Source organism: Rhizobium sp. PRIMUS64, assembly GCF_023006465.1.
In the GTDB taxonomy this organism is placed as follows: Bacteria; Pseudomonadota; Alphaproteobacteria; order Rhizobiales; family Rhizobiaceae; genus Rhizobium; species Rhizobium leguminosarum.
Genome location: NZ_JALBGX010000113.1, coordinates 1 through 20,617, shown reverse-complemented (window position 1 = coordinate 20,617; position 20,617 = coordinate 1). Strand labels below are relative to the sequence as shown.

The window sequence follows — 20,617 nt, the reverse complement described above, 5'->3', positions numbered from 1 at the left end:
TGACACCTGGCGCCACATCGGACAGCTCGTCACAACCATCGAGCCCAGCGAATGCAGCAACTACTTCGCCAATGCCGGATATGCTTCCGTGAAAACCTGAAACGCTCTAGGCTGTAGTGACAATTTAATCATTTGAGCCAGAGCATGATGGCGGCGATTTTGATGAATCCCATGAAGTTGGCGGCGATTTTGTCGTAGCGCGTTGCGATTCGCCGCCATTGCTTGAGCTTTGCAAAGAAGCTCTCGATCCCCCAGCGGGCCTTGTAGGCGATGCGGTCGTAGGCTGCTGATACTTTCGATGACGGCGTGGTGGAATGACCGGTTCGCCACCTTGTTCGAGAGTAATGTCATGCAGGCTGTCGGCGTCATAGGCGCGGTCGGCGAGCACCTGCTTGGCCGGCAGCCCCCGGACGAGATCGCAGGCAGGCGCCATATCATTCTGCTGGCCGGGTCCCAGGTGAAGGCGCACCGGCAAGCCGAGCGCATCGACTACTGCATGGATCTTGCTGCCAAATCCCCCGCGGGAACGGCCGAGAGCCTGGGCTTGCGGTCCCCCCTTTTTCGGCGTCCGCCTGCCGCTTGCGCTTGTGCCCGGATCACCGTGGCGTCGATGGACAACCACTCCATATCCGGATCGATCGCGACGGCTTCGAAAATCTTGTCGAAGATGCCCTGTTCGATCCAGCGATAGTAGCGCCGTTTGATCGTCTGATAGGGGCCGAAGCGGTCTTCCGGCAGATCACGCCAGCGCGCACCCGACCGGGCGAGCCACAATACCGCATCGAAGAACCGGCGTCCGTCACTACGCGGACCGCGCCGGCCTTTGCGACCGCCGGGCACTAACGGCTTCAGCCGCTCCCATTGATCGTCTCGAAGAACCTCACCATCCATCGCCAACCTCCAAAAGTCAGCGTTGAATCTGATTTGCTCCCAAAACGGAATCCCAAATCATTAATTTGTCACTACAGCCTAGCGCGGCGGCGGCTTCTGTGGTCGAGCGGTTTGCCAGACGTGTCGGGATGCGGGAATAAAGAACGGCACCGGCCACGCCCACGACCGCATAGAGCACGAACATCAGCTTGATGGCAATCTGTCGACCAAGCCCGACGAACGCCCTCGCATCAGGCAGGGCGTCGGCTAAGGCGCCGACGAGGCTGTGGCGCGCGAACGTCCTCGTCCCATCGGAATCGCCGACGTGCGAGCTTGCTATGCCAATGATGCGGGTCGAGCGCGCGGTGCCGTTTCCATTCACCGAAGGCGCCCAATAGCTACCCTTCACAACAATGATCCAGCAAGCCTTTGGACGCGCTAGACGCTAGGAGAGGATGCGCCCCCGCCTTGCCTCGTCGCGTGCTGCGCTTACATCGCGATCCAGTGAACACCTCTCCTCAATCGAGGGCGCCGAGAATTTGTTCAGCGGAGTGCCGGTTCATCAAGCCGGCTCATGCTCGGACGATTCATCAGTCAAGATCAAGCGAGTCGGATCTTTCAAGTCGAACTCAATAACACGTGGCACGAAGAGACGGGCATAGCGCGTGAAGGCGCTGGTCGGCGGAAAGCGAATTACCGTATCGCATCGGGCGAGAAGGTACATCTCTGTAAGAGCAGAGATACCGCCGTCCACTCCGAGCGATGCACTGTGTAATGGCCGGCCTGGCCCTCCTGGAAGCATTTCGGGATAGTGATTGATCGGGAAACACACCGAGTAAATGGTCCCGTACCTGCGCGCTGTCCGTACACAAGAAAACCATCACAGGGCGTCGATGCGGTAGCGCTTTGGCCTTCTCGATGGCAGTGCACACCTGGCGTAAGGCCAACTCCGGATCGGCCCAGTAGGGCGCATGGTCCATTATATCTTCGCCATTGCCGTGCCGTACGTGCACACCGATGATACTGCGCCCCTTGAAGTGCTCCTGATCGATGGCGTGAATACGAGCCGGAATTTCCGGTCTAAGGTTGAGGCTCTGAAATATCTGGCGTTCGGCAGCTTGGTCGCACCGCCACATAGGCATCACAAACTACCGTGTTGGCATCAGTATCGTCCTGGGCTTAAAGAAGCTCGGTTCACGTTCCCGGAAAATTTGTTCATCGGGGCGGTAAACGCTCTCGATTGAGGGCTTGTTCCACCATGATGGGAAGAACGGTCCCGGAAATGAGAACTGGTGATCTGGTCATCGCAAATAACCCGTACGCCAGCAATATCTTGAATCGGCTCGAAGAACACCGTAAAAGCGTTGGTGAAGGGTTGATTGAGATAGCAGGAGCCACGCCAATCGATGGCCAGCGTCCGCCCCGTTCGCTGTGCATAGCGCCAAGCTGCCGCCAGCGAACAGAGACAATCACCGAAACCAGTCCGCCGTCGAGAAACAACATACCGATCCCTCTTCAGGTCGCCAGCGAGCATGTTCGTTGCCTTGTTCTGGAAAAGCGCATCGGCTTAAATTCTGCTGAAATTCTGCATATCAATTCCCGGACCTGCATCAGCGATCGTGATTCTCGCCAATTTTTATGCATGACCCTTCGTCTCACAGATTTACGATTTTCCGCCAGACTGGAAGTTGCGGCGCCATACGCCTTTTCAGTCCGGGCGGTGAAGTCGCCGCATATCGCTCCGTCATCGTTCAGTCGTTTATCTCGCACCCGATCCAACCCATCGGCATCGCACTTGGGTCGGAGCGAGAGGCCGGAGCTTCCGCGCAAATTGGCTGTGACGTATGTTGCGGTACGGCTCATGTTGGCGCGCTTCGCCGATTCATCGAGGATGGCGCCGATCTAGGCTGCAAACTCATAAACGGGGTTTTCTAACCGGATGGGTGATGATTCAATGAGGCTTTGATTTGGAGGCCTTGCGTGACTCGCCGTCGTTTCGACCTGACTGATTTCGAGTGGGCGATTATTCAGCCCTTGTTGCCCAACAAGGTTCGCGGCGTGCCGCGGGTCGATGACCGGCGAGTGATCAACGGCATTTTGTGGCGGTTCCGCACAGGCTCGCCTTGGGCAGACGTGCCGGAACGATATGGGCCTTATACCACCTGCTACAACCGTTTTGTGCGATGGAGAAAAGCGGGTGTTTGGGATCATGTCTTGCGCGAGATCGCAAAGGCCTTCGACGGCGACATCGTTATGATCGATAGTTCCTGTGTCCGCGTTCATCAGCATGCGGCCACGGGAAAAAGGGGGATCGAGACGATGGCTGCATGGGACGTTCCCGCGGCGGCCTAACGACGAAAATCCACGCGGTCGTCGACGCAGACGGCAGGCCGATCAGCCTTGATCTGACAGCGGGGCAAGCCCACGACAACCGGATGGCAGAGCCGATGCTGCAGGACATGCGAGAAGGCGCGATCCTCCTTGCTGACCGCGCCTACGACACCAACGCCTTGCGAGACGCCTGCTTTCACCTCTCGACGGTGGTCACCATCCGGGCGGCAGTTATCGGCTTAGCCAAAAGCGACGCTCCGGCAATCTGCGGAAGATTGGGGCCAGTGCTCGGATCTAACGAAGCACAAACCGATGGGGTCAGTTCTTCAATTCGGCAAGTGGGACTAGTTCCTCGAGTCGTTTGACAGCCATAGCCGAGCGATTCTATCCGGCGCTTTCAGGCTTCCGGAAGGTTTCAATCTGCTCCAGAGCTTTACCCAGAGTAGGTTAGAAAGCCGCCAATGCCGAGCCATGATAAGTTCTTCCAGGGAGCGACGACGCAAGTCCCCCGCCGTCGCGACAACAGGCTCGGTCCGTTAGTAGGAACCGTGGAGCTCGAATTTTATCTATGCCGTGAATGGGTATCATCCAAACAATCGATTTTACGAATTAAATGGCGTGATCCATTAGACGAGCATCTTGACGGAAATCAAGTTGTCGATGGCGCGCCAGTGGTGTAGAGGGATCAAATGTGTGGCTTTGGAATGTAATGCTTGCATAAGCGGTCGATCAGCCCATTGCATCACCTTGCAATCGTCGACAGCTCGGGGGTTCACCACCAATCGCACTCGGTACAGTCCGCAACGAGCCGCGGTATTGACAATTCAGACGAGGCGGCCTGGTGACCGCTATTTTGGGAAACGGCCTACGCTACACGCTGCCACGCGCGCGTTTTGACCTGCGTCCACGCGCGGCGTCATCATCCTACCCTTTGGGCGGCCGGTCTCCGAATGGCCCACCAAGATAATTTACCGGAAAGGACGAGAGCAATGACGCAACTCGATTGCTCGTGCGAAGTGCACGGTGAGCGCGATGACGGCACTGGTCGTCACAGCGTTTATTTGACGTTCGACGACGGTCCGCATCCATTTTGTACACCGGAGATTCTTGATATTCTGGCTGAACACCGGGTGCCGGCAACATTCTTCGTCATCGGCGAGTTTCTGGCCGATCAATCGAAATTGGTCCAGCGAATGATTGCAGAGGGGCATGAAGTCGCCAACCACACAATGACGCATCCAGACCTGTCTGACTGCGAACCCGACGAGGTGCAACGTCAGATACTCGAGACAAACAGAGCCATAAAAATGGCGTCGCCTCAGGCGGTGGTGCGGCACATCCGGGCTCCTTACGGCATCTGGACCGAAGAAGTACTCAAGGCTTCGGCGAATGCGGAACTCACTGCCGTGCACTGGTCGGTAGATCCACGAGACTGGTCTCTTCCCGGGGCCGACGCCATTGTCAATGATGTGCTGCAGTCTGTCCGACCGGGGTCAATCGTGCTCTTGCACGACGGTTGTCCCTCCAGTGAAATGCAGCAAGGAACTGACCGCAGTCTGCGCCACCAGACTATTATGGCGTTATCTAGGATAATTCCAGCTTTACATGATCGCGGCTTTGTATTCCGCTCGCTTACTCGGGAGTTCTGAAGATCCGATGGATATGCTTGACACAACCAGCACTGTCGCCGTCTCGCTTTATGCACTTCTCTCGACTGCTTATAAAAGCATGCAGGCCGTTTATTCTCTGCCGACCGATGTTTCATTGGCGTCCCAGGGCTTGGCCGGCTTTGACGAGCTGCCCAGCGTAGATGTCATCGTGCCAAGCTTCAACGAGGATCCCCGCACGCTTTCGGAGTGCCTGGCTTCTATTGCGGGTCAGGAATACGGGGGAAGGCTGCAGGTTTACCTAGTTGATGACGGTTCCGAAAATCGCGAGGCTTTGCGACCTGTGCACGAGGCCTTCGCAAGAGACCCCAGATTCAATATTCTCCTGCTTCCCCAGAATGTCGGTAAACGGAAGGCACAGATCGCCGCGATACGCCGCTCTGCTGGAGATATGGTGTTAAACGTCGACTCCGACACGATCCTCGCATCTGACGTCATCAGGAAGCTCGTGCCTAAAATGCAAGATCCGGCTGTCGGCGCGGCCATGGGACAGTTGACGGCCCGCAACCGAAACGATAGTTGGCTGACCCGTTTGATCGATATGGAGTACTGGCTGGCTTGCAACGAGGAGCGTGCGGCACAAGCTCGCTTCGGAGCCGTTATGTGCTGCTGCGGTCCATGTGCTATCTACCGTCGCTCTGCGCTCGCTTCGCTGCTTGACCAGTACGAATCACAGTATTTTCGGGGAAAGCCAAGCGATTTCGGTGAGGATCGGCATCTCACCATTCTCATGCTGAAGGCAGGCTTTCGAACGGAGTACGTGCCGAGCGCCATCGCAGCGACAGTCGTTCCGAACAAGCTAGGACCGTATCTGCGCCAACAACTACGCTGGGCGCGGAGCACGTTCCGGGACACGTTGCTTGGGCTGCGCCTGCTGCCCAACCTCAATCGCTTCCTTACGCTCGACGTTGTCGGACAGAACCTCGGACCGCTGCTTCTGGCACTATCAGTGCTGACGGGGCTCGCACAGCTTGCATTGACGGGCAACGTGCCTTGGTTGCCAGCCCTGATGATTGTGGCCATGACGATGATCCACTGCAGCGTTGTCGCGCTTCGGGCCCGCCAACTACGGTTCCTCGGGTTCTCTCTGCACGCATTTATCAGTATTTTTCTGCTACTTCCCTTGAAAGCCTACGCGCTGTGCACGCTGAGCAATAGCGACTGGCTGGCGCGCAGCTCTGCTGGCAACTCGAATCAACATCCGACGACTGATGCACGCACTGGACATGCGACAGCGCCTCGAAGGCTCAACCCCGCCCGCGATCCTGCCAGGCGAACGACGTCTGACTGCATGTGCAGCGACGAGTAAGATCTATTTACCGAGGTGAACGAGTTGACACAGAGCGACAATTATCAATTGCTGAATCGGGAACTGGCTGCACCCGATCCATGGGGACTCGAGGCCAATCCATTCGAGCGTGAGCGTCACACGCAAATGCTCCGCTTGGCGCTTGCCCAGGGATCCATCTCAAGTGCGCTCGAAGTGGGATGCGCTGCCGGCGCATTTACGGTGCAGCTAGCCCCCCACTGCAAACGGCTCACCGTGATCGATGTTGTGCCTCACGCTATAGAAAGATCGCGTCGACGCATGAGGGATTCTCCGCACATCAGCTGGATAGTCTCTGATGTTCAACAGTTTTCACCTGACGAGAGGTTTGATTTGATCGTTGTGGCGGAAGTGCTCTACTACATTGGAGGAATAGCCGAGATGAGAGGGGCTGTTCGGAATTTAGTGCGGATGCTTGCGCCAGATGGATATCTGGTTTTCGGATCGGCGCGCGACGCTAATTGTCGTCGCTGGGGCCACGTTGCTGGTGCTGAGACGGTCCTCGGCATGCTGAACGAAACTTTGCTCGAGGTAGAGCGGCTTGAGTGTCGGGGTGGGTCGGTCAACGAAGATTGCTTACTCGCCTGTTTCCGGAATCCAATTTCTGCCTCCTAACGGCCCCAACCCTCGACGTTCAGACATGGAGACACTATGCGCGTCTGTGGTATAAAATTGACCCGTGACGGAGCGGACGCGCTTGTCGAGGATGGGTGGCTCGCCTCCTGCGTCGAGCAGGAGAAGCGGGGCAACAACCCGCGATATGAAACTGTCGACAATCTCGACGCGATTGTCGCCGCATTGGCGCAACACGGTCCGGATCCACGCGTTATTGATCAAATCATCATCGATGGAAGGGGTGACAATGCTGAAAGTTCTCTCGAATCCGTCGAGGGCTCCGGTCTCGTTCCAATGACAGGGCATTTTCCTGCAAGAACTATCATCGTGATAGGTGCCACGCGGCCACCGCAGCCCGTGGCTCCGCCTCGTGGCGCCGATCTGCCTGGAGGACCGTGCGCCTTATATAGTCAGCCCTCGAACTCCGGATTGTGAAATGTTGTTTAAGCATCAGACGCGGATGAGATGCCAGGACAGAATTCCGGCTGTTGTCCATCTCGATGAATCTGCACGATTGCAGACCATCCCAGGCACTCTCTCCGTGAAGTCGCCGAGCTACTCTTCGAATGTAACAAGCTCAGGGACATTCGGCTGCTCTGCAACAGAGTGCCAATTACCACGGACGAGGCGTTTTCCCGGATGCTGCTGCAGCCCTTTAATGGAGACGCAATGAACACATCATACGGTGCGATGGACCAAGAAGAACACAACCAACCGAAGAAATGCCAGTCAACGGCGCCCGAGGGTCAGATGAGCGCATGTTCATGTCCGCAATAGATTTTTCCGACGTAAGCAAGACATATGGCGACAAGGCCGTGGTCAACGCGCTATCGTTCCGCGTTTCCCCGGGGCAATGCTTCGGGCTGCTTGGACCGAACGGCGCGGGCAAGAGCACGATCGCACGCATGATCCTTGGCATGACAGCCCCTGATGCGGGGAAGATTACTGTGCTCGGCGTGCCGGTGCCTGCCCAGGCTCGCTTGGCGCGAAAGGGTATCGGCGTGGTGCCGCAATTCGACAACCTTGAGCCTGAATTCACTGTGCGCGAGAATCTGCTGGTCTACGGCCGCTACTTCGGCATGAATACACGCAAAGTCGAGGCGGTCATGCCGTCGCTCCTTGAGTTTGCACGCCTAGAGAGCAAGGTGAATGCGCGTGTATCTGAACTTTCAGGCGGCATGAAGCGGCGCCTGACGCTAGCGCGTGCGTTGATCAATGACCCGCAGCTACTTGTCATGGACGAGCCGACCACCGGTCTCGACCCGCACGCGCGCCACCTGATCTGGGAGCGCCTGCGTTCCCTGCTTACGCGCGGCAAAACGATCATCTTGACCACCCATTTCATGGAAGAGGCCGAACGGTTATGCGATCGACTCTGCGTACTCGAAAGAGGTCGCAGCATTGCCGAAGGGCGTCCGCATGACCTGATCGATGAACTGATCGGGTGCGAAGTCATTGAGATCTACGGCGGCGATCCGCATGAATTGGAATCGCTGGTCGGGCCATATGCCGATCGCGTCGAAATTAGCGGCGAGACCCTTTTTTGCTATGTGTCCGACCCGGAGCAGGTGCGTGTGCGGTTGCGGGAGCGCGCGGGCTTGCGCATTCTGCAGCGTCCGCCGAATCTTGAGGATGTGTTTTTGCGGTTGACCGGGCGCGAGATGGAGAAGTGAACGATGGGTGAAGGTTGTGCCGCGGCTCTGCCCGCCAACGCTTTTAACTGGATTGCGATATGGCGACGCAACTATCTGGCATGGAAGAAAGTAGCACTTGCGTCAATTGTTGGAAGTCTGGCCGATCCTATGATCTACCTTTTTGGCCTCGGCCTTGGCCTCGGAATTATTGTGGGTCGCGTTGACGGCACAACCTACGTTGCGTTCTTGGCGGGCGGCATGGTGGCGACAAGCGCGATGACCTCTGCGACGTTCGAGACGATTTACGCGGCCTTTACGCGAATGCACGCCCAACGCACCTGGGAAGCCATGCTCTACACACAAATGACACTTGGGGACATCATCCTGGGTGAGTTGGCATGGGCAGCGAGCAAGGCATTTCTTGCCGGTACGGGAATCATAATCGTCGCCACCGTGCTAGGCTATGCGACGTGGCCATCAGTCGTCTATGTGCTGCCAGTTATCATGCTCACTGGATTTGCATTCGCGAGCCTTGCGATGGTAGTCACGGCGCTTGCGCCCAGTTACGAGTATTTCATTTTTTACCAGACGCTCGTCCTGACACCAATGCTGTTCTTGTGCGGCGCGGTGTTTCCAATCGCGCAACTGCCCCAGGCCTTTCAGCAGGTAGCGCAGTTCTTGCCTCTAGCGCATGCGATCGACCTCATACGCCCGGCAATGCTTGGGCGCCCCGCGGGCAGCATGGGCCTGCATATAGGCGCGCTTTGCATCTACGCGATTTTGCCGTTCTTCCTGTCGGCAGCGCTGTTGCGTCGGCGCCTGATGTCTTGACGCTACTCGCCACCGCGCCATGAGGGGTATTGCGATGCAGTATCTTGAAAAGACCCGCAGAGCTCTGAAGAAATCATCATAGTCCGGAACAAATGAACCCGTGTCGGCGCCGGTGAGACGATGCAGGTTTTTCGCTCTGCAACTGGCCACCTTGCTAATGTCGATTGGAGCTGCGTGAACCTTCGACTTGCGTCGTCGACAAACTGTCGAGGAGGTTGTTTCATTGGTCGGTTGAACGGCGGGCGTAGGAGAGCATCTGTCCAGTTCCTCCATACTTGGTCGTCAGTCAGCGCGGCTGTTGGGCCAGCGGCGACAGGATCGATCATCCGTGAGACTGTAGCGGCGGCGTCTCAAAGAGGCTCCTCATTCCGACGCCATGAATCACGCCGAACGACAAAACCACGAAAGAATGCTAGGAAATCCTGAGACGTCTCATTACCTCATGGGGCGAGGGCATGCGGGATGCTTCCTGACATAGCACGTCCCGCATCCAGAGGCTTGCTTGATCACTATTGTGAAGCGCGGGCCATTGGAGGGCTTGTGTGAATGCGGGCAACGGTATCGGAAGGTCGGCGATCCGTAGGGGTATTGTCTTTTCGAGCTGCTTGACCAGGCGTAAGGGCATTGTCGCTATGCGCTCGGTCCCTGAAAGCATGAACGGAACCATGCTGAAGCCCTGCACGACTACTTCGACATGTCTCTTAAGCCCATGCCCAAGCAAACACCATTCCTCGATGGAAGCCGTCCTAGCGTTCCCAAACTTCACCACAACGTGTCCCATCGACATATACCTCTCGAGTGTAAGTTGCTCCGAGAGTAGCTTGTTCGAGTGGCAGCCCACGCACACGAGGGTCTCCTCGAATAACGCCACCTTAGGATGTGCGCGCGACATGAGCAATTCCGGAAAGATGAGAAAATCGGCGTCACCGCGCCGCAAGTAATCATCGTAGTTATCGGCGATCGGCAGCAACTCGAAGCTGACGGCGGGCGCTTCTCGGGCGACACGCGTCACGACCTTTTCAAAAAAAACCAATGCGGCGTAATCGGAAAGAATGACCCTGAAGCAGCGATCCGATTGAGCAGGGCAAAACGGATCCCAGGATATGATCGAGACCTGGATGTGAAGCAGAGCCTCGCGGACCGAAGGCGCGAGCCGCTCCGCACGCGGGGTTGGAACGAGTTCGCGACCGACCATGGTAAAAAGGTCGTCATTAAAATAGGTGCGTAACCTGCCGACCGCCGCGCTCATGGCCGGTTGGCTCAAGTTGATGCTGCGCGCTGCCGCCGTGAGATTACGCTCGGTCATCAGGGCGTCGAGTGCGACGAGGAGATTCAGATCAAGGCCCTTGAACCGCATGTCTTCATCCGTAGCGAGGTGGCGAGATAAAAGGTGAAAAGGCTTGGTCTCGCGGTGCGGCGCCACGAGAGACCAGCAAGCAAAGGGTCGCCTAAAATTGAGAAAGTATCGATGTTCCAGCCGCCGTGGCTTTGATGGTCTTACTGCTACCTTCAACCGACACGATTCAGTGGTGCCTGATCAATCTGGCGAGTAGCAGTGTTTTCCGCGGATAAAGGTTTCGGTCTGCGACGTCGATCACTTCGGCGCCTTGAATATGTACTTCGGGGGGTAAGACGCACTCGTAGCACTCACCTTCTTCGGCAGGAGTATCTTGGCAATTGAAGTCTTGAGTGTGCTCCGCTGAATGGGCTTTGTCAGCACCATTCAGGTTTGCGCGGGGGTCACTTGTCGCCGGGCCGCAATCTTGGTTACGATCATCTGCTGCAAGTGACGGCCCGGCCCGCAATGTCAATGCGAGCAACGCTGCAACGATGACGTAGTAACCAATAACCTTCATGAGACGTTTCCTTTCTTCGACTAAGGCCAGGCGATACCAGGTAGGATTGATGCCATTCCGCCGCCAGTGCTTCGGGGCTATAGGCGTTGTTGGATTGGTTGAGAGCCTTTCAACGGATCATACCCGGTGGAGTGGAGACGGCCGTCTATGGAGCATCCGCGAAAATTGGTGAAATCTATTGTTTAAATGCGAGTCATCCATTTGATGCATGCAGACGATGTCTTGCCTGCCCGAACCAACAAGTGTCGCCAACCCCACTGTTTTCAGGGGCGCGTTTTCACCCAGTCCTTCTATCCTCAGTGGGCTTGCGCATGTCGTTGCCGCCATCCCCTTCATCCGGGATAGCAAAGGGCGCCGCATGCGGGAGGGACACCCCCGCGTCTCCCGTCAGGCTACGACATTTTGTTCGATCGGCTGCCTTGTATGGAGAAGACCGAATTCCTGACGTTTCAGTGTCGTCGTTTTGCAATGAGATAGAGGTATGGCCGCAAGCCGGCTGGGTCGACCACGTTTGGCCTCCATCGCGGAACGTCGCCGTTAGCTTTCGACGTTCATTTCGAAGATCGTAGCGTGATGAACAAGTCGGTCCACCGCGGCAAGCGTCATGGCCGGGTCCGGAAAGACGCGGTTCCATTCTCCAAAGGGCTGATTGGCGGTGATGATGATGGAGCGCCGCTCATATCTTGCGGAGATGAGTTCGAAGAGCACGCGGGTTTCGGCCTGGTCCTAGTGACGTAGGCCAGGTCGTCGAGGATAAGCAGATCGAACTTGTCGAGCTTTGCGACGGCGGATTCGAGCTGGAGTTCACGCCGTGCGACCTGCAGTTTCTGGACGAGGTCGGTCGTGCGAGTGAACAGCACCCGCCAACCGTTCTCGATTAGCGCGAGGCCGATGGCCGCGGCGAGATGGCTCTTTCCGCCGCCCGGCGGACCGAACATGAGGATATTGGCACCTTTGGCGAGCCAGCTATCGCCAGCGGCAATGGCCATGACCTGGGCCTTGGAGACCATAGATACTGCATCAAAATCAAAGCTGTCGAGCGTCTTTCCCGGTGGCAGGTTCCGCCTGGGCAAAATACGCCGACGCTTTGCGCAGAATCTCGTTGGCCTGACGAAGCTCGCGGTTCTCCCGCTCAAGAGCCTTCATCTTCTCGGCGACATCGTTCGGCCGGCCTGCTCGCTTACCGCTATCGACCTCGGTCTTCTTCACCCATTCGTGCAGCGTGGCCGGCGAGCAGCCGATCTTGGCCGCGATAGATGAAACGGCAGCCCACCGCGCGGTGCTCGGCTTCGTGATCCAGCACCGTGCGGATGGCACGCTCACGGACTTCAGGCGAGAATTTGTTCGTTGTCTTGCTCATATCGGCTCCAATCTCTCATGAGTTAAAGCCTCCGGCAAACTCGGCGCGGTTCTTGAATCCTAAAAAGGGAACCGGCTATAGGCTTGTGTTTTTAAGCAAAACGTCACCCTCCACTCCTCGGGGATACTCAACTACCATCTGGAAGGAAGGTAAGAGCTCAAGAATGGCGCGCAGGGGAAGCTGGCGTTCATAGAGCTCATGATCACTATACTCAGTATATATGTAACGCGTTCTCATCAGGATCTGATTGCCACCGGCAATAACGTCGGCCTCGGCTCCCTGCACATCCATCCAGATGAGATCTATGTTCTCTAGGCCAGCTTCGCTGCACCAGTCATCCAGCCTCCTAGTCTCAACCGAAATCGGAGGGTCAAACCGAACCCACTCGTACTCAGAAAGATGGTTCTTGGGACGGCGTATCGAGCCCGAGAGATCCCATTCCTTAGCGCTGTCATTGCCATTGCTGGGATGAAACTCGATCCTCGCGTTTCGGTCGCTGATCGCAACCTCGGATAGCCTCATCCGATCCCGATAAGAACCCATTTTTCCTTGAAGCGTGCAGCGGCTCTGGGGTCTGGCTCAAAGCAATAGAGCTGGGCGCTCGGAAGAAGGCGCAGAAAGCGTTGAGCATCGCTTCGTCATTGCACCCAATGTCAAAGATTACAGGGTTAGGCTTATCGAGAAGCGAAACGATCTGTCGATGTACGTTTAACTCACACACCGGATCCATCACAGTCTCCTTAAGTTTTCGAAGTGCCCTGCTGAACGAGCTCGGGTAGGATATCACTGAAATACCGAGCCATATGGCCCTTCTTTCGACATGGTTGTTGACGCTTCGCCGTGCGATTACGTGGGCACGGCGCATTGTCGGTCGCGGGCTTTGCTATTCGCGAGTTTGTTTGGCGTAACGAAGCGATTCCAAGCTATGCTGAAAGCCCACTAGTCACCGAGGCCTCAGCGGGGACGGATACCTGTGATTTGCGGCCACGTACCGGGCTTAAGCATATGCAACGCTGCTCCCAAATCTGCCGAAGTTCATTTAGGAAAGTCTCACGACTACCTGAAACCGGCGCGATTCCATCCAAAATGTCGCCAACCAGGGCTTCTCCCTCAATCCTAATTAGAAATACTCACGGCCTGCAGGCTGGAGGGGCCTGTGCGGATCTCACATACAGTCTCTTGCCGATCCAGGGTGGAATATGCACGCGCCTGATGGAGACTTGCGTAAGGTGGCAAGGAAACTGCTAGTTTATTCCACTCCTCCATCGTTGAGATTCGCTTCTTGACGAGAAATGGACCGATCACAAGTGCATCCAGGTCGGTCGTCAAAAAGGTCGTTACGGCATCCCTAACCGAATCCACTACCGGCTCGGCGTTGTTGTTAAACGACGTGTTGAGCAAGATCGGAACGCCGGGTTGCTCTCCAGTTCGTTTCGAAAGGTAGGTCGCTCTGGCCTGGCCACCGGCTTTCGTAGTTTCATAGGGTGGCGCTTGACAGTGCACCTAGAGCTCACGGGTCGAAGCTGAAATCAGATCGTGACCGGATCGGTGACATTGCCGACAATCGGCGCTAACAGAAACCCAGACCGAAGCATTTGCGGCAGTAACGCCGCGTAACGCATCCACATTACCCAGTCCTTCATCTTTCCGCCCGACAGCCACAACGACGTTTGGTGGTCGCTGCAAAGGTCGCACACCGTATCCTTGCAGCGGCGAGTGCGCCTGCTCCGAGGCATAGCACACAGAGTTCCGCCGCCGGCCTCCGTCACTATGCGCCAGTACCGAACTCAGCTCCACGCGGTGGGACCGCCATTGATAATCACGTCGAACGGCGCCCACAGCGTGAGAACCGATCTGCGCTCAATGTGCACAACGCGAGAAGGGGAAGCAGTAGAAAGATGACCAGCGCGCGGTGAAGACGAATAGGAGGCGGCATCGACCGGGGCAAAAGTGCGTCCCGTGAGAGCCCACTGAAACGTCGAGAAGCAACGACCAAGATTCTACCCGATCACGTCGAGTGCAAGATAACGATCGAGACCAGGCAGCAGACCGACTGCCTCATCTCGTTTTCCCAGCACAGTCTCCACGGCACCCGAGGACCCATTTTAAGAACTCCGAATTATGGCTTTTACAAAACGCTTCTTCAGCGTCTTCTAGGGGCAACCGTTTCGATCAGTAAAATCGATTGTTTGGATGGAATGCATTCATAAAAACGATGGCGTGACTCAGCAGTGAAGCGAGCGGCGACCCCACCCTTCTCTCAATGGCGGCCGTGTGCAAGGCAGTCTTGTCGTAAAAGCAACACTCCTTCGCTACTCCTGTTTCAGCCGACAAAGCCAAGCCGCATGTTCGTCTCGGCACATTGATGAGCCTAATGGCGGCGCTAGCTGCAAGGAAACTGCGTTCGGTCTTAATCAGCACTGGCGCTGCGAGTGCCGCGAAACGTGGGCCAAGCGCTTCTACATTTTCCCCCGGCGTAAGTGCGCAGCATCTGGTCGTTGAAGCGCCAGCCGACGAAGGAGAAGCCTGGGTTGGTGCGCGGCTCCTTCACCACTTTAGGGATCGGGACGATAAATCGGCAGAGGCCGCGGTAACTCCAAAAAAATAGCGCAGCGCTAAAAAATTGGCCTCAGGCTAGACCGTGGGTATAGACTGGTAGTCCAGTAGGCGCTATTCGTGCTGTTCCAGCATAACATCAGCCACCCCGTGGATTCTCCAAGGCCTCTTATATTGAAAAAAGTGCAACGCAGTTTTGCCGTCGAGTACAAGAACGGCAGGCGAAAACTTGATGCCAGATCGAACTCGATCTGGGGCAATGTGGATCTAAAGTCAGTCGCGCGCGATCTAGAGGAAGAGGCATTGCCTTTTCTGTCAGGTAGCTCTCAGAGTGGCAAACCCGACAGCGAAATGTCTTTGCCGGAACAAGATCAGGCCGAGCAGTTGTTGACAGCGCCCATCGGGCCGTCGACAACTGCATCAGATATACAGGAGATGAGCATGGCCGACGAGACTAATACGACAACCAAGGTCGATGGACAGACCGTTGTCGAAACGCCTAATGCGCCGAAGAAACAGCGCAAACCGCGCGCCAAAAAAGTCGCGGCACTCGAGACCGCGTTAGCTGACGCTACGGCAGAGCCGGCAGGTGCGCTGGCCGGGGACGGTGGTGTGAAGAGGAGAGGGCGCAAGACAAAGGCTATCGAAGCCACGGCGAGGGCCAAACGCGCACCTGTGCGCCGTGCTCCAAAGGCTGTGCAGGCAGCGCCGGCTGCCCCGATGACGGCGAGCGATGAAATGGCAGACCTTTTGCAGTTGGAAGAGGAAAATCAGCGGCTGCGCAAGCTTCTTGCTGAAAAACTTCGCGCTGAAAATGAAGATCTGCGCAAACGGCTCAAGCTCGAATGATATAAGCGGCCGGTCAATAAGCGACCGTATCTACATTCTTATCGAGACAAACAATTCGGCAACGGTGAATGCTGTTGCCGGACCCCAAACTCACTGCCTGCTTGCGGGATAAAACGCGAGGTCAGATAGATGGCGTCTCCCTGGAAACTTCTTGCCCGACTGATCTCACCGGGCCGCGAACAAAAGCGAGAAAACGGCTCGGACCAGAAGGTTACGCCGGACACATTGGCCATTGCCGGTCCGACCGAAACGCCTGCCGAGAAGAGCCTGATAAGCGCCGTTCGACCGGCAAGCGAGGGGCTTCCCCGTCACGGCCATTCTCCTGCAATTTCCACCGAGTTTGTTGTTTCTAAAGAAGTCGGAATCGGTGGCCACGATCAGGTCGACGGCCAAGATGCCAAAAACGTTGAGGCGGCCGATCCACCTCCATTCGGCGGGCTTGGTACCGACATCGCCGCTGGGCACGATGCTACGAGGCTTGAGCGAACTCTCGAGGTCGCCCCGCGTAAGAAGGCATCAGCCGCGATTGCAAACGCTGCCCCGGCAATTCACACTGCGGACCAGATGAGCCTCGACGAAGACATCAGGGTGCTCAGGGGGCAGTTAGCCAGAAAGCTAAGGCTGCAAAACGCGCAGTTGAGAACAATGCTGGAGCGGTTTGAACGGTGACCTGTCGCAGTGCAACAACCTGTCGCCCCGGGCATGTCGTGGAGCCAGCGGCAGCATCACCTGTGTACGGCAAGGACAAATAATTGGGTTCCGAACACGGCCCCATTTCGTCGAGATCGACGACAAGAGTGTTTAGGTGTTTAGTCCCGGCATTTGATGGATGGGATCGATGATGAATCGATCTGGCTCCAAAGTCCATTGTTTGCAGATGAACTCGTAGGGCGTGAGGCCCTTTAGCGTCTTGAGCCGGCGCCCGAAATTGTAGGCGTCGATAAAGTCGGCCAGATGTTTTTTTAATTGCGCATGATCGTCGTAGTGGAAGCGCTTGACGGTCGCCTCCTTGATCGTTCGGTTCATCCGCTCGACCTGTCCGTTGGTCCAGGGATGCTCACCTTTGTCAGGCGATGCTCGATGCTGTGATCGTCGCAGACCCAATCGAAGATGTGCTGGAAGGCATTTCGATCACAAGCTCGGTTAGTGAACTGAATGCCATTGTCGGTCAAAACGGTGTGAATGGTGTAGGGCACTGCCGCGATCAGATTGCGTAAGAACTGGGCGGCATTCATCTTGCCGGCTTTGGTGTAGAGTTCTGCGAACGCGAACTTGGATGTTCGGTCAAATGCGACAAAGAGATAGAGCTTGCCCTCGGCCGTCTGCACCTCGGCAATATCGATGTGGAAATAGCCGATCGGATAAGTTTTGAACTTCTTCTTCGGTTCCCTGTCGCCTCCGACCTCCGGCAGACGTGAAATGCCGTGGCGCTGCAAACACCTGTGTAACGACGAACGCGTCAGATGTGAGATGGTCGGCTGAAGAGCGTAGAGGCAATCATCGAGCGGTAGCAACGTATGCCGGCGGAAGGCGACGATAACGGCCTCTTCTTCGAGGGAAAGGGTCGTCGAGTGCGGGTCCTTCGGGCCTGTGGGAAGATCGACCAACGATGTCCGTTTCTTCCATTTCGCTACGGTTTTCTGGTTGATCCCGTATCGCTTCGAAAGCGTTCCCAGGCTCTCCTCACTATTTTGTATTGCTCGACGGATTGCCTCTGTCGTCGTGGCGCTCCCGTGTAGAACCTGGCCCATAGTGCTTCCCTCCATGCCAAAGAAAATATTGCCCCATCAAATGCCGGGACTAAACACCTAGGCCATGTTCTAGGCAATTAACCGCGCTCGATCGCCACCGTGAACATCGAGCCTGCCGCAGGTTTCCTGGATGCGCGTCTCCGCCGCCTGCGCAATCGAAGCCGCATTGGTGGCGTCAAGCTGAACTGTCCGGGCGTCTGGTCGGTTTTGAACGAAGGTGTCGCTGCTTCAAGTTGGCGCGCGCAACCGAGCCGGTGAAGCCGTGCTGCGCCAGACCTTTCACGATATTGACGGCGGATTTCTTTGCCAGTGGCGAGAGCTGAACTGTGACGCGATCGAGACCGACACATGCCATGGACTGCGAATTCAGCGATCGATTTAAAATCGAGCAATTGGGAGCTTGCCTCCTGCCTAACCTCTCGACGAACTCGAGCTCGATTATGTGACCACTTCAAGGCCCTCCGTTTGCCAGTCTAGATCGGCTGGCGGCCAAGATAAGCATCGAACGCGGCAGCGACATGGCGAAGGGCAGAGCGACGTTCGTGCCGCACACGGACTAAACCGTTGTCAAACTCAACGATCCCATCCTCAGCCAGAATCTCTAGCTGCTTAGCTGAACTCACTAGATGGGTCTGATCAAATCCCTGAGCCGTACTGATTGTTGATATGTCCGCCTCCAAGTAGCACATGAGCTGTTCGATGATTGCAGCTCTTACGCGATCCTCGGTAGTTAAACGGTAGCCCCTTGAGATCGCCAAGCGGCCGGATGCTATGTGTCGGTTATAACAGCTTTGCGTGAGATCGTTTTGAACGTAACCGTCGCCGCAACGACCAATGGCGGACGCGCTCAAACCGATGACAGTTGGGCAGGTTTCGGCAGAGTAACCAAGCGAATTTCGGCGCAGACGACCAGCTCTCTGTGCTATTGCAAGCTCGTCATCCGACAAAGCAAAATGGTCGAGACCAATTTGCAGATAGCCTGCTGCAACTAACGTATCGGCCATGGCTGAGGCCTGCTCAGCTCGCGCGGCTATATCGGGCAGTGCTGCTGTGTCAATCAAGCGCTGATTTTTTCGAAAAGATGGAACGTGGGAATAACCGAAAACCGCGAGGCGGTCGGGACGCATCGCAATAGCGAACATAGCGCTCTCGAGACAGGACTGGACGGTTTGGTTCGGCAAACCGAACATCAGGTCGAAATTGATACGCCTGACCCCATACAGGCGGAGGTTTTCGACGGCGGTCATCACTTGCGCCTCGCTCTGAATCCGGTTGATCGCTTTTTGTACGACGGGATCGAAGCTCTGCACACCGACGCTTGCGCGATTCACACCGGTTCTTTCTAGGGCTTCGGCCATATCGGTGGTGAACGTGCGCGGGTCGACCTCAATGGCAATGGTTGCACCTCGCTCAAGCGCAAAACGGCCGCGCAGGAGTTCCATTAGCGACAGGAAGTCTGCCGATGGCATAATGGTCGGGGATCCGCCGCCAAAGTGCACGTCACCCACGGAGAGTGCCTGCGGCACTTGCTCGGCGACCAGGCGGATTTCCTCGCGCAGCATTGCCAGATAATCGGTTATCAAAGTGTCCCGACGAGTGATGCTAGGCCTTATACCACCTGCTACAACCGTTTTGTGCGATGGAGAAAAGCGGGTGTTTGGGATCATGTCTTGCGCGAGATCGCAAAGGCCTTCGACGGCGACATCGTTATGATCGATAGTTCCTGTGTCCGCGTTCATCAGCATGCGGCCACGGGAAAAAGGGGGATCGAGACGATGGCTGCATGGGACGTTCCCGCGGCGGCCTAACGACGAAAATCCACGCGGTCGTCGACGCAGACGGCAGGCCGATCAGCCTCGATCTGCCAGCGGGGCAAGCCCACGACAACCGGATGGCAGAGCCGATGCTGCAGGACATGCGAGAAGGCGCGATCCTCCTTGCTGACCGCGCCTACGACACCAACGCCTTGCGAGACTTGGCCAAGGAAAAACGGGCCTGGGCCAACATTCCGGCAAAACGTAATCGCAAGGCCAGCTTCCCCTTCAGTGCATGGGTCTATCGCCAACGCAACTTGATCGAACGGTTCTTCAACAAACTCAAACAGTTCCGGGGCATTGCAACCAGATACGACAAAGACCCGCGCAACTTTCTCGCCGCAATCAAGCTGGCAGCAGCACGCATCTGGATCAGATCGTTATGAGTCTACGCCCTAGTCGGAAAACCACAATACCAGCACATCGAGCGGCAGAATGGAATGTGGAGATAGAGCGAGACAGCGTCATCAGTTCCCTGGCTTCTCAGCCATTGCTCATATGTGTGGGCGCCGATTTCTGGAGAAAACTCCTGTATTGTTGGGTAGATAGTATACCAAGGCAACTGCGCCCCGCTATTTGTGTTCGGAACGAAAATCGACGACGGTGCACGCAAAGACTTTCGCCTGCAGTCCGTGTCACGTTCACATTCAATATTTGACACGTTTTTTTCCCTCGAAAGCTGGGTCCTATTGGGCATGTGCCACGCCCGGAATGGACTTGATGTTCGATTTGACGTCGCATTCGGAAAGGGCCTTCGGCTCATCGCCAGGCTCGTCGCGGCTCGTTGCGACGCTGAGGTGCTTCTTGCGGCGCTTCGCCGCCTTGTCTGGATATTGCGCTAACACTTCCGCAATGAGCTTTTCATGCAAAACGCTGTCATTCTCGTAATCAAGGCTCATGGGCCCCTGCCCCCTTTCAAGGTTCGGGTTAGGTCGTCGTCGCCGAAGCGTCTTTCGTGGAAGGACGCGCTGGCTCAAGGGCCAGCGCGTCCTGTCGACAGCGGCAGTTATTGAGCCGCAACCACCGCTGACTCCTTGGCCTGTAATTCGGCCAGCATCTGCTCGTCGCTCTTCATGATGCCGAAGTCGAGCAGCATGTCTTCGAGCTCTTCCATGGTAATCGGGGTCGGAATGGTCCCTTGGCCCGAATTGGCATG

General features: G+C 56.4%; 15 protein-coding genes and 12 pseudogenes. 12 read left to right on the top strand and 15 right to left on the bottom strand.

The annotated features are described in order from the left end of the window. A pseudogene (locus MOV76_RS30330) lies at positions 1-100 on the top strand (IS630 family transposase); the annotation flags it as partial. Positions 101-128: 28 nt separating this feature from the next. On the opposite strand, the pseudogene MOV76_RS30325 reads toward MOV76_RS30330, so the two are convergent. From MOV76_RS30325 to MOV76_RS30315, 4 genes and pseudogenes are all read right to left on the bottom strand, one after another. After that, positions 129-891, bottom strand: a pseudogene (locus MOV76_RS30325) (IS5-like element ISRel11 family transposase). A gap of 16 nt (positions 892-907) precedes the next feature. Further along, positions 908-1,279 carry a hypothetical protein gene (locus MOV76_RS30320; RefSeq protein WP_077989437.1) on the bottom strand — a complete coding sequence of 124 codons (372 nt, stop codon included), beginning with the start codon at positions 1,277-1,279 and terminating at the stop codon, positions 908-910. A gap of 153 nt (positions 1,280-1,432) precedes the next feature. Beyond that, positions 1,433-1,594 (bottom strand): nodulation protein NodZ, encoded by a 162-nt coding sequence (locus MOV76_RS40385; RefSeq protein WP_408988003.1) that lies wholly within the window; start codon positions 1,592-1,594, stop codon positions 1,433-1,435. Between the two features lie 154 nt (positions 1,595-1,748). Next, a pseudogene (locus MOV76_RS30315) lies at positions 1,749-2,404 on the bottom strand (nodulation protein NodZ); the annotation flags it as partial. A 446-nt stretch (positions 2,405-2,850) separates the two neighbouring features. Here MOV76_RS30315 and MOV76_RS30310 point away from each other — a divergent pair. From MOV76_RS30310 to MOV76_RS30275, 8 genes and pseudogenes are all read left to right on the top strand, one after another. Then, positions 2,851-3,386: pseudogene (locus tag MOV76_RS30310) on the top strand (IS5 family transposase); the annotation flags it as partial. Positions 3,387-4,190: 804 nt separating this feature from the next. Continuing rightward, positions 4,191-4,850 carry a chitooligosaccharide deacetylase NodB gene (gene nodB / locus MOV76_RS30305; RefSeq protein WP_040111870.1) on the top strand — a complete coding sequence of 220 codons (660 nt, stop codon included), beginning with the start codon at positions 4,191-4,193 and terminating at the stop codon, positions 4,848-4,850. Positions 4,851-4,857: 7 nt separating this feature from the next. Continuing rightward, entirely contained in the window at positions 4,858-6,177 is a 1,320-nt protein-coding gene (gene nodC / locus MOV76_RS30300) for a chitooligosaccharide synthase NodC (RefSeq protein WP_040111869.1), read from the top strand. Between the two features lie 15 nt (positions 6,178-6,192). Beyond that, positions 6,193-6,810, top strand: coding sequence for a nodulation methyltransferase NodS (nodS, locus tag MOV76_RS30295; RefSeq protein WP_077993555.1), 618 nt, complete (start codon positions 6,193-6,195; stop codon positions 6,808-6,810). A 36-nt stretch (positions 6,811-6,846) separates the two neighbouring features. Further along, a complete protein-coding gene (locus MOV76_RS30290) occupies positions 6,847-7,245 on the top strand; it encodes a carbamoyltransferase N-terminal domain-containing protein (RefSeq protein ID WP_245304453.1) in 399 nt (132 codons plus the stop codon). Beyond that, positions 7,145-7,483, top strand: coding sequence for a carbamoyltransferase C-terminal domain-containing protein (locus MOV76_RS30285; RefSeq protein ID WP_408988002.1), 339 nt, complete (start codon positions 7,145-7,147; stop codon positions 7,481-7,483). The genes MOV76_RS30290 and MOV76_RS30285 overlap by 101 nt, the downstream gene beginning before the upstream one ends. Positions 7,484-7,568: 85 nt before the next feature. Beyond that, on the top strand, positions 7,569-8,483 hold the full coding sequence (nodI, locus tag MOV76_RS30280) for a nodulation factor ABC transporter ATP-binding protein NodI (protein ID WP_018247215.1): 915 nt from the start codon (positions 7,569-7,571) through the stop codon (positions 8,481-8,483). A 3-nt stretch (positions 8,484-8,486) separates the two neighbouring features. Beyond that, entirely contained in the window at positions 8,487-9,275 is a 789-nt protein-coding gene (locus MOV76_RS30275; protein ID WP_009998866.1) for an ABC transporter permease, read from the top strand. A 412-nt stretch (positions 9,276-9,687) separates the two neighbouring features. Here the strand turns inward: MOV76_RS30275 and nodD1 are convergent, their stop codons facing one another. The 6 genes and pseudogenes from nodD1 to MOV76_RS30245 all read right to left on the bottom strand — a co-directional run. After that, the gene (gene nodD1 / locus MOV76_RS30270) at positions 9,688-10,632 is read right to left on the bottom strand and encodes a transcriptional regulator NodD1 (protein WP_040111866.1); all 945 of its coding nucleotides are present in this window, start codon (positions 10,630-10,632) and stop codon (positions 9,688-9,690) included. Between the two features lie 166 nt (positions 10,633-10,798). Further along, positions 10,799-11,131, bottom strand: a complete 333-nt coding sequence (gene nolE, locus MOV76_RS30265) for a nodulation protein NolE (protein WP_009988764.1) — start codon at positions 11,129-11,131, stop codon at positions 10,799-10,801. Between the two features lie 387 nt (positions 11,132-11,518). Next, positions 11,519-12,222 (bottom strand): annotated as a pseudogene (istB, locus tag MOV76_RS30260) (IS21-like element helper ATPase IstB); the annotation flags it as partial. Continuing rightward, positions 12,203-12,491, bottom strand: a pseudogene (locus tag MOV76_RS30255) (transposase); the annotation flags it as partial. The pseudogenes MOV76_RS30255 and istB, both read right to left, overlap by 20 nt. A 75-nt stretch (positions 12,492-12,566) precedes the next feature. Beyond that, on the bottom strand, positions 12,567-13,013 hold the full coding sequence (locus MOV76_RS30250; protein ID WP_269465932.1) for an FkbM family methyltransferase: 447 nt from the start codon (positions 13,011-13,013) through the stop codon (positions 12,567-12,569). A 401-nt stretch (positions 13,014-13,414) separates the two neighbouring features. After that, positions 13,415-13,964, bottom strand: a pseudogene (locus MOV76_RS30245) (carbamoyltransferase C-terminal domain-containing protein); the annotation flags it as partial. Positions 13,965-15,221: 1,257 nt separating this feature from the next. Here MOV76_RS30245 and MOV76_RS30240 point away from each other — a divergent pair. Together MOV76_RS30240 and MOV76_RS30235 are read left to right on the top strand one after the other, a co-directional pair. Continuing rightward, positions 15,222-15,896: a transcriptional regulator gene (locus tag MOV76_RS30240; protein ID WP_040111950.1), complete on the top strand. Its 675-nt coding sequence runs from the start codon at positions 15,222-15,224 to the stop codon at positions 15,894-15,896. 129 nt (positions 15,897-16,025) lie between these two features. After that, positions 16,026-16,565 (top strand): hypothetical protein, encoded by a 540-nt coding sequence (locus MOV76_RS30235; RefSeq protein ID WP_040111865.1) that lies wholly within the window; start codon positions 16,026-16,028, stop codon positions 16,563-16,565. A 132-nt stretch (positions 16,566-16,697) separates the two neighbouring features. Here MOV76_RS30235 and MOV76_RS30230 read toward each other — a convergent pair. Both MOV76_RS30230 and MOV76_RS30225 read right to left on the bottom strand, forming a co-directional pair. Beyond that, positions 16,698-17,647: pseudogene (locus MOV76_RS30230) on the bottom strand (IS481 family transposase). 473 nt (positions 17,648-18,120) lie between these two features. Next, the gene (locus MOV76_RS30225) at positions 18,121-19,365 is read right to left on the bottom strand and encodes a radical SAM protein (RefSeq protein ID WP_237350515.1); all 1,245 of its coding nucleotides are present in this window, start codon (positions 19,363-19,365) and stop codon (positions 18,121-18,123) included. Between MOV76_RS30225 and MOV76_RS30220 the strand changes: the two are divergent. Then, positions 19,255-19,847 (top strand): annotated as a pseudogene (locus MOV76_RS30220) (IS5 family transposase); the annotation flags it as partial. The gene MOV76_RS30225 and the pseudogene MOV76_RS30220 overlap by 111 nt on opposite strands. 11 nt (positions 19,848-19,858) lie before the next feature. Here MOV76_RS30220 and MOV76_RS30215 read toward each other — a convergent pair. The 3 pseudogenes from MOV76_RS30215 to nifH form a co-directional block, all read right to left on the bottom strand. Then, positions 19,859-20,122: pseudogene (locus tag MOV76_RS30215) on the bottom strand (coproporphyrinogen III oxidase); the annotation flags it as partial. Between the two features lie 40 nt (positions 20,123-20,162). After that, positions 20,163-20,360 (bottom strand): annotated as a pseudogene (locus MOV76_RS30210) (nitrogenase); the annotation flags it as partial. Between the two features lie 107 nt (positions 20,361-20,467). Beyond that, a pseudogene (gene nifH, locus MOV76_RS30205) lies at positions 20,468-20,617 on the bottom strand (nitrogenase reductase); the annotation flags it as partial.

Coding starts and splice junctions, on each gene's coding strand:
- MOV76_RS40385 (WP_408988003.1), bottom strand. CDS start 1,594: ATGTACCTTCTCGCCCGATGCGATACGGTAATTCGCTTTCCGCCGACC.
- nodB (WP_040111870.1), top strand. CDS start 4,191: ATGACGCAACTCGATTGCTCGTGCGAAGTGCACGGTGAGCGCGATGAC.
- nodC (WP_040111869.1), top strand. CDS start 4,858: ATGGATATGCTTGACACAACCAGCACTGTCGCCGTCTCGCTTTATGCA.
- MOV76_RS30290 (WP_245304453.1), top strand. CDS start 6,847: ATGCGCGTCTGTGGTATAAAATTGACCCGTGACGGAGCGGACGCGCTT.
- nodI (WP_018247215.1), top strand. CDS start 7,569: ATGTTCATGTCCGCAATAGATTTTTCCGACGTAAGCAAGACATATGGC.
- MOV76_RS30275 (WP_009998866.1), top strand. CDS start 8,487: ATGGGTGAAGGTTGTGCCGCGGCTCTGCCCGCCAACGCTTTTAACTGG.
- nodD1 (WP_040111866.1), bottom strand. CDS start 10,632: ATGCGGTTCAAGGGCCTTGATCTGAATCTCCTCGTCGCACTCGACGCC.
- nolE (WP_009988764.1), bottom strand. CDS start 11,131: ATGAAGGTTATTGGTTACTACGTCATCGTTGCAGCGTTGCTCGCATTG.
- MOV76_RS30250 (WP_269465932.1), bottom strand. CDS start 13,013: ATGAGGCTATCCGAGGTTGCGATCAGCGACCGAAACGCGAGGATCGAG.
- MOV76_RS30235 (WP_040111865.1), top strand. CDS start 16,026: ATGGCGTCTCCCTGGAAACTTCTTGCCCGACTGATCTCACCGGGCCGC.